Below are 397 nucleotides of genomic sequence, written 5' to 3' on the forward strand. Positions count from 1 at the left end.
GCGCGAGACCGGCACCGGCACCGAAGGCGGGGCCGTCGATTTTTGCGACGACCGGGAGGGGGCAGCTGTGGACGGTCCGGATCGCTTCGTGGAGCGACGAGACCACCAGTTCGACTTGTGCGGCCGGTGGTCGGTCGTGCTTCACTCCCTGTAGCATTGCATTGATGTCCCCGCCGGCACAGAACGCCGGTCCCGCGCCCTCCAGTACGACACACCGGGCGTCGCTGTCGGTCACCGATTCGAACTGGGCAGTGAGTGCTTCGGCCAACTCCGCCGACAGAGCGTTTCGCGACTCCGGCTGGTTCAGCGTCACTGTGGCAATCCCGTCGTCGACAGACAGCGTCACTGTCGCATCTTCCATGTGGTGGCTCTCGACCGGCGGAAAGATAACAGTGGT

At 64.7% G+C, this 397-nt stretch carries 1 protein-coding gene; it reads right to left on the reverse strand.

Annotation, left to right across the window (positions count from 1 at the left end; genetic code table 11):
- Positions 1–397, reverse strand: a 397-nt coding sequence (locus FY251_RS22045) for an enoyl-CoA hydratase/isomerase family protein (protein WP_148417026.1), incomplete at both ends; no start/stop codon positions are given.

Origin of the sequence: Haloferax sp. KTX1 (assembly GCF_902410085.1) — an archaeon.
In the GTDB taxonomy this organism is placed as follows: domain Archaea; phylum Halobacteriota; class Halobacteria; order Halobacteriales; family Haloferacaceae; genus Haloferax; species Haloferax massiliensis.